Origin of the sequence: Zarconia navalis LEGE 11467, assembly GCF_015207075.1 — a bacterium.
GTDB classification, from domain to species: Bacteria; Cyanobacteriota; Cyanobacteriia; order Cyanobacteriales; family Geitlerinemataceae; genus Zarconia; species Zarconia navalis.
This window is the reverse complement of sequence record NZ_JADEXN010000298.1, coordinates 1-6,621: the sequence shown is the minus strand read 5'-3', so window position 1 is coordinate 6,621 and position 6,621 is coordinate 1. Positions and strand designations below refer to the sequence as shown.

At 48.7% G+C, this 6,621-nt stretch carries 6 protein-coding genes; 5 read left to right on the top strand and 1 reads right to left on the bottom strand.

Annotation, left to right across the window (positions count from 1 at the left end; genetic code table 11):
* Positions 1-140 precede the first annotated feature (140 nt).
* From IQ235_RS15175 to IQ235_RS15160, 4 genes are all read left to right on the top strand, one after another.
* Entirely contained in the window at positions 141-1,073 is a 933-nt protein-coding gene (locus IQ235_RS15175; protein ID WP_264322285.1) for an NAD(+) kinase, read from the top strand.
* 314 nt (positions 1,074-1,387) lie between these two features.
* Positions 1,388-1,681 carry a 2Fe-2S iron-sulfur cluster-binding protein gene (locus tag IQ235_RS15170; RefSeq protein ID WP_264322284.1) on the top strand — a complete coding sequence of 98 codons (294 nt, stop codon included), beginning with the start codon at positions 1,388-1,390 and terminating at the stop codon, positions 1,679-1,681.
* Between the two features lie 736 nt (positions 1,682-2,417).
* Complete coding sequence (locus IQ235_RS15165; protein WP_264322283.1) at positions 2,418-3,374, top strand: RNA polymerase sigma factor, RpoD/SigA family; 957 nt, start codon at positions 2,418-2,420, stop codon at positions 3,372-3,374.
* A gap of 320 nt (positions 3,375-3,694) precedes the next feature.
* A complete protein-coding gene (locus tag IQ235_RS15160) occupies positions 3,695-4,096 on the top strand; it encodes a hypothetical protein (RefSeq protein WP_264322282.1) in 402 nt (133 codons plus the stop codon).
* A gap of 253 nt (positions 4,097-4,349) precedes the next feature.
* Here the strand turns inward: IQ235_RS15160 and IQ235_RS15155 are convergent, their stop codons facing one another.
* Positions 4,350-5,180: an Npun_R2479 family HD domain-containing metalloprotein gene (locus IQ235_RS15155; RefSeq protein ID WP_264322281.1), complete on the bottom strand. Its 831-nt coding sequence runs from the start codon at positions 5,178-5,180 to the stop codon at positions 4,350-4,352.
* A 265-nt stretch (positions 5,181-5,445) separates the two neighbouring features.
* Between IQ235_RS15155 and IQ235_RS15150 the strand changes: the two genes are divergently transcribed.
* Positions 5,446-6,621 (top strand): PQQ-binding-like beta-propeller repeat protein (locus IQ235_RS15150; protein ID WP_264322280.1); only part of this gene is annotated, 1,176 nt, incomplete at its 3' end.

Sequence of the window (6,621 nt, the reverse complement as noted above, 5' to 3'; positions counted from 1 at the left end):
AAGAACGCTCGTTCTTGAATCTATCACAGTCTTTTCTAAATTTCGGCGAACCGTAACAATGATTTTAGCTACCGGTTTTTGGCTTAAAATCGGAGACATCTAAACATCCCAAAATCTAAAACCCACTACCATCGAGCGACGTGCAACTCCAACAAGTTATTATTGCCCATAAAGCTGGCAATCCCCTCAGTCAGCGCTGGGCGCAAACCTGTGCCAAGCAGTTAGAACGCCGCGATTGCAAAGTATTGCTCGGCCCTAGCGGAGCTAAAGATAACCCTTACCCTGTATTTCTGGCCTCAGCGACTCAACCCATCGATCTGGCGATCGTTTTGGGGGGAGACGGAACTGCCTTATCGGCAGCTCGGAATCTTGCCGAGGAAGGCATTCCCATTCTCGCGATCAATGTGGGGGGACACCTGGGATTTCTCACGGAACCTTTCGAGCTGTTTCGGGAAACGGAAGGGGTGTGGGATCGCCTGCGCGACGATCGATTTGCGGTGCTGCGGCGAATGATGCTTCAGGCGGCACTATACGAGAGCAACCGCCGGGATTTACCTGCGGTTAGCGATCGCTATTTAGCTCTCAACGAGATGTGCGTCAAACCGGCTGCCCCCGATCGCATGATTACATCGAATCTAGAAGTCGAGGTGGATGGAGAAATGGTCGATTGCTACCACGGGGATGGATTACTCGTATCTACTCCAACCGGTTCCACGTGCTACAACGCTTCGGCAAACGGACCGATTATGCACATGGGTTTGGAGGCGATTTCCGTCGCGCCGATTTGTCCCTTGAGTTTGTCGAGTCGCCCGATTATCATTCCACCGCGTTCGGTTGTGAGTATTTGGCCCCTCGAAGACCCGGATTTGCACACCAAACTTTGGATGGATGGTGTCCTAGCAACGAGTATTTGGCCCGGACAGCGAGTTGACGTGCGCATGGCAGACTGTCAGGCGAAATTTATCGTTTTGCGCGAAAACTATTCCTACTATCAAACACTGCGGGAAAAGTTAAGATGGGCTGGAGCGCTGGCTCAATATAGCGATTACCCTCAAAATGGGACGCTCAATTAAATACCGATCGATGCTGATTTTTTGACTTGAATAGGTATAAGCAGGGACGCGAGCGACGATTTGTTTTCCCAGCTTCCCCGGCAGTACAAGTTCTTCCGCGTCCCCTCAAATATAAGCAAATAGAATTAAATTAGTAATTTTTATAATAAATTTTGTTGCATTTTTCTCGAATTAGGGGGTTATTTCGGGCTTCTTTTCCCGTAATATCAAAGATGTAAATAAACCTGGAATAAAAGCTTTGGGGTTGATTAAACCAAAGCTTTATATAAGTCAGGCTTATAACGCTTTGAGAACATTTAGAGAGGAGTACAAATATGGCGACTTACAAAGTCACGCTTAAGACCCCCGATGGCGATAGCACCATTGACGTTCCTGATGATGAATATATCCTCGATGTTGCTGAAGAGCAAGGTATCGATCTGCCCTACTCTTGCCGCGCTGGTGCTTGCTCCACTTGTGCTGGTAAGCTTGAGGCTGGCTCCATCAATCAAGACGATCAGTCTTTCTTGGATGACGACCAAATTGAGAAAGGCTACGTCCTGACCTGCGTTGCCTATGCAACCTCTGATTGCACCATCACCACCCACCAAGAAGAAGCGCTATACTAAGAGATCGCACTCAGTTTGACTATTTAGAGGTTTAGCGAAAAACACTTAAAGATTTAATAGCAGGGATGCTCGATCGCGTCCCTGCTTTGTTATTGTGGATAGACAGTAATACTACGGCTGTGCCGACACTCGAGCCGTTCTAGGGATGATTTATGAAGCGCAACAAAAAGTAATATTTAACCCAAAGACGTGACGTTCTCATATTCCAACTGCGATCGCTTGCTCCAAAAACGCTCAAATTCGCTATAAGGATGTTATGGGGTAAAGCGCTGACAGTGGCAACTCTCATCGATAGTTGGGCGATCTTTCATCTTTTTTTCAGGAACATTAAGAATAATAACGGAAGACTTCCCGGATCGATCTGTAAAATCTTTGTATTTTGTTGCCCAGGATGCAGTTGTGTCATGGCAGACTCGTTACCCTATGGGTAGAAGAGTGGTGCTGGTGGGAACTACCCAGACAAAACAGACGACAAGCATTTGAAGCGGAGCTTCTGCTTTGCAGTTAACTGCCCCAGACATACTGACATCGATAGAGCGAGGGGTAGACCTTTTCTCTCACAAATGTTACAATCCTTAACATAAGTTTGAGATTAAAGCGGTTGTACTCTCACACTATTCACTCACGCTATTCAATTTAAAGCAGTTCCAACCCTTGACACGTCTTTCCGCGAGGACTCTGCTAGCTCAGAATTCCATCGCGTATCCCGTCGTTATCAACATAGAATACTAGCATTATGAAGACCGCTCAGACCTCTACAGATTTAGTCCGTACCTACCTGCGCGAAATTGGCAGGGTGCCTCTGCTAACCCATGAGGAGGAGATTCTGTTTGGGAAGCAAGTGCAGCGGTTGGCCTCTTTAAATGCCCTCAAGGAAGAGTTGATGGAGGCAAGCGATCGCGAACCGACCCCAATTGAGTGGGCTGATGCTGCGAATATTTCCGAAGAAGAGTTAGAACTGGCGATCGCTAAGGGCGATCTGGCCAAACGGAAGATGGTAGAGGCTAACCTGCGTTTAGTCGTATCTGTCGCCAAAAAGTACCTCAAACGAAATGTTGACCTTTTAGACTTAATTCAAGAAGGCACGATCGGAATGCAGCGAGGGGTCGAAAAGTTCGATCCCACCAAAGGTTATCGATTTTCGACCTATGCCTACTGGTGGATTCGCCAAGCGATTACCCGCGCGATCGCCGAAAAAGGGCGAACGATTCGCTTACCCATCCACATTACCGAAAAACTAAACAAAATTAAGAAAGTTCAGCGTCAGCTCACCCAAGAACTGGGTCGTGCTGCCACCGTTGCCGAACTCGCATCGGAAATGGACTTAACCACCAAACAAATCCGAGAGTATCTCGAACGGGCCCGCCAGCCGCTGTCTCTCGATTTGCGGGTCGGTGACAACCAAGATACGGAACTCGCCGATCTGCTCGAAGACGAAGGCCCTTCTCCTGAAGACTTTGCCGTTCAGTCTTCCCTGCGGAACGACTTGGAGATGCTGATGGCAGATTTAACCTCCCAGCAACGGGAAGTTCTCGCTTTGCGATTCGGTCTCAAGGACGGACAGTCCATGACTTTGGCTAAAATCGGCGACCTTCTCCAAATCAGTCGCGAACGAGTTCGACAGATCGAACGGGAAGCCCTAACGAAGCTGCGCAAGCGCAAAGCTGATATGGGTGAGTACTTAGCGAGCTAAGCTAATTTTTTACGGTTGTTAAAAACCCGCCAGCGAGTTTGGCGGGTTTTTGCTCGAGAAGTGGGGAAGAATCGACAATAGACTTTATCGGAAATAGGCAGCAATATTGTGGGAGTCTTACTTCCTCTGCTGACATCGCAATCAAAAATAAGACTTTCCCTCCTCTATGGGTAATCACATTGTTCTTGACCGTATGCGCCTTCTTTTTGCCACTGTAAGGTGACAGGTGAAGTCGATCGAGCTATTGTTTATAGGGTGTTCGTTTGAGACACCTTGTCAAAATCAATCCAGCGGGGAGGCACTAAAAAGTGGCAAGTAGTATGGGTGAACTCCAACATTTAACAGCGTGGGTTAAAGAGCAATATCCGGAAGGCTATCTCCTCACTTGGCTGCTGACTCAGCCGGGATTGTGGTGGTGCGATGGAGAAATTTATCAAGCAGCGTTACTCAAAGATGGCGATAGCTTGAAGCAATACATTCAGAAAAACGAAAAAAATGAAATGCTACGGGGCATTTCTAGTAAGCTAAAGTCCGATCGCGATTGGCAGGCATTGGCAACAAGTTTGGCACAAATTTTTGCCATTTACCAGAAAGAATTGAGTCAATTGCAAACTCAGCGCCTCGGGCAAGATTTAGCACGGCAACAGGGAGCTGTCGATTCAATTGCAGGAACCGGTGGCGTGCAAAAACCGCTCCCCGATCCCCTCACGGGAAATAATTAGGAACGATCGAACGTTTGTCAAGTCTAATGAAAGACTCGCACGGGGGGGTAAGTACAGACTGGGGTAGGAGGAGAGCGAGTTGAAGGTAGCCCAAATAAATATTTTCAATTTGAGATCTCCCGCCTCGTACGAACAGCTGGGGAAATTGGGGAGGTTGGGAAAAAATAGAGAAGTTTTCAGGCGGTCGCGCTTAGTTCTAACGAATCTTCCAAACTCAATTTAATTTAGAGTCTCACAAGAGCCTGGCGTCCTTTTAACCTTCGTGTTCGACGACAAAAACGTTTGCATAAAGATTTGCGGTAACTTGCTTTCCTTGCTGAGTCAAAGAAAGATATCTCAAAGCCTCTTTGATACAAGGATAGATATCAGTCCAGTAGATTTTCGAGTAACTCCCAAGCAAGTCCCCGGCATGGCGATAGCCCAACTTTTCATTCATTCCCGTTTCTTCATACTCGAAATAAAGCGCCCCCATTTTTTTCAAGTATCGCGGATCGCTTAATTGACCGATGGAATCTGCCGCTCGCAGCAATCCCGGAAAACTGGCGGTATCGGGCTTTCGTTCGCAATTTTCACTCAACGGACGAGTTCGTTCGATATTCTCCTTAATCGTTTCAGCTTCGATCAACTTGTGGCCGCTGAAGCGTTCGTCTACAAAGAGCTTACTGCGATCGACATGATAAGGGGCGAGGCTCGCATCGGTTGCCCCCGGCGGCAAAGAAATCATCGAACCCGTCCCCGAAGCATAGGAGTTGAGATCGATTCGATCCTGCTGGCAAACCCCTTTGATATAACCAATATCGCTACAAACTAGCGACAGAATGAAATGCAGCCAATCTTCGCAGGATACGCCTCCCTCTCGGATATGCTTGCCGCGCAAAATCTCTTGCCCCACCAGGGTCACCATAATGGTATGTTCCATGTTGTGATATAGGGCATCGCTATTGGAGATATTTTCGAGGGCCATTCCCCCCGCCCAAGCAATGATATCGGCATATGCGGGCTTATATCCCCCATAAGTGCGGTGGTAGCCATCCCTCAATCGCGTAACAAAATTTTGAATCAGAATTTCTGTGGCATTAAACATATCAAATTTGGCTCGCTCTATAACAGATACCCAGTTTGAAAAACCTTAAGGCTACTTCTCAATCCTGGTTATAAAAAGCACGGTCTGTATTGCGATCGTATGAGGCTTTTATAAACCATTACAATTATGACTTGCAACGAGTCAGAGTTGCCACACCCCAAAGAATTGAGGGTTGTGCGAGTATATTGCTCTGCGATCGGGAAAAACGATACAATTCAGACCCGATCGGGCAAGATCGGGCTAAAGTCCGAATTGTATCCATGCCATGACTCTGACGAGGCGAACCTTTAATCGACGTATCGTTCAGTTTGCAACGGGGGCTGTTGTTCCTCCAGTGCTGCTCGATCGATGTCGCAAACCCGTGTCCGCACCCCTGAATACGACTTCCATGGCTGCGGGAGTTAAAACCTATATCAACACGGCGATCGATGAGCTGACTCCAGAAACCGAACTCCTCGTTCCCACCTATCTTGGAAACGATCGCCGTCGATTTTACGGTCGCGGCGTGCCTCAAAGCTTAAATTTGCGCCATCAACTCCCCCTCGGTAGCGGTGCGAGCTATTTGGGCCGCAGCCTTAAAATTTGGACGGGGGCCGGCTGGACGGGACAGCCGACGATTATCAAAGATTTGGACAAAACCTACGCCATTGTCGGATCGTTCGACCACCATTTACGCAAACTCGACCTCGCTACCAACCAAGTGGTGTGGCAGTATAAATTTGATGACATCCTCAAAGGCTCGTCCACGGTCTATATCGACCCCCTCGCCAGCGATGAAAATCGGGTGGTTGTCTTGCAGGGGAGTCGGCGCGGGTTAAAAAATCCTATACGCACCCCCAAACCCGTGCCCAGTTTTCGGGCAATTTCCTTCCGCACGGGACAAGAACTGTGGCGGCTCAATATCCGCCTGACGCGAAGTTTCAGCCGAGATAACGATAGCAGCGCCATCGATTTGGGAAATGGGTTGCTCTTTAATGTCGCAGAAAACGGCATCGGCTATTTCCTCAACAGTGCCACGGCAACGGCGACACCCAAAGATGGGATCGTACAGCCGCAAGTCTTTTCCGAACTTCAGCTTTATCAAGATGGCGATGTGAAGCGCTACGGCGGGAATCTAGTCGCGGAATCGTCACCGGCCCGCCTCGACGATCGCATTTTCCTCGCCGCCGGGGGAGGACGTATCTACGGCATTAGTACCCTTACCCGCGAGGTGATTTGGCAGTTTATCGCCGGAGGAGATTTGAACGGAACGATCGCCATTTCCGATGAGAATAAGCTCTTTTGTGCGGTGGAACGGGAAAAGGTTCCCGGCCCCGGCGGAGTGTTCAAACTCGATCCCAATAAACCGCCAGAGGAGGCTGTGGAGTGGTTTTTCCCCACTGCCAATCGCGGGTTTAGTACCTGGAAAGGTGGCATTGTCGGGTCGGTGGCGCTCAACGAC

Bases quoted from the DNA above. Each gene is read 5' to 3' on its own strand.
- IQ235_RS15170 (WP_264322284.1), top strand. From the start codon at position 1,388: ATGGCGACTTACAAAGTCACGCTTAAGACCCCCGATGGCGATAGCACC.
- IQ235_RS15165 (WP_264322283.1), top strand. From the start codon at position 2,418: ATGAAGACCGCTCAGACCTCTACAGATTTAGTCCGTACCTACCTGCGC.
- IQ235_RS15160 (WP_264322282.1), top strand. From the start codon at position 3,695: ATGGGTGAACTCCAACATTTAACAGCGTGGGTTAAAGAGCAATATCCG.
- IQ235_RS15155 (WP_264322281.1), bottom strand. From the start codon at position 5,180: ATGTTTAATGCCACAGAAATTCTGATTCAAAATTTTGTTACGCGATTG.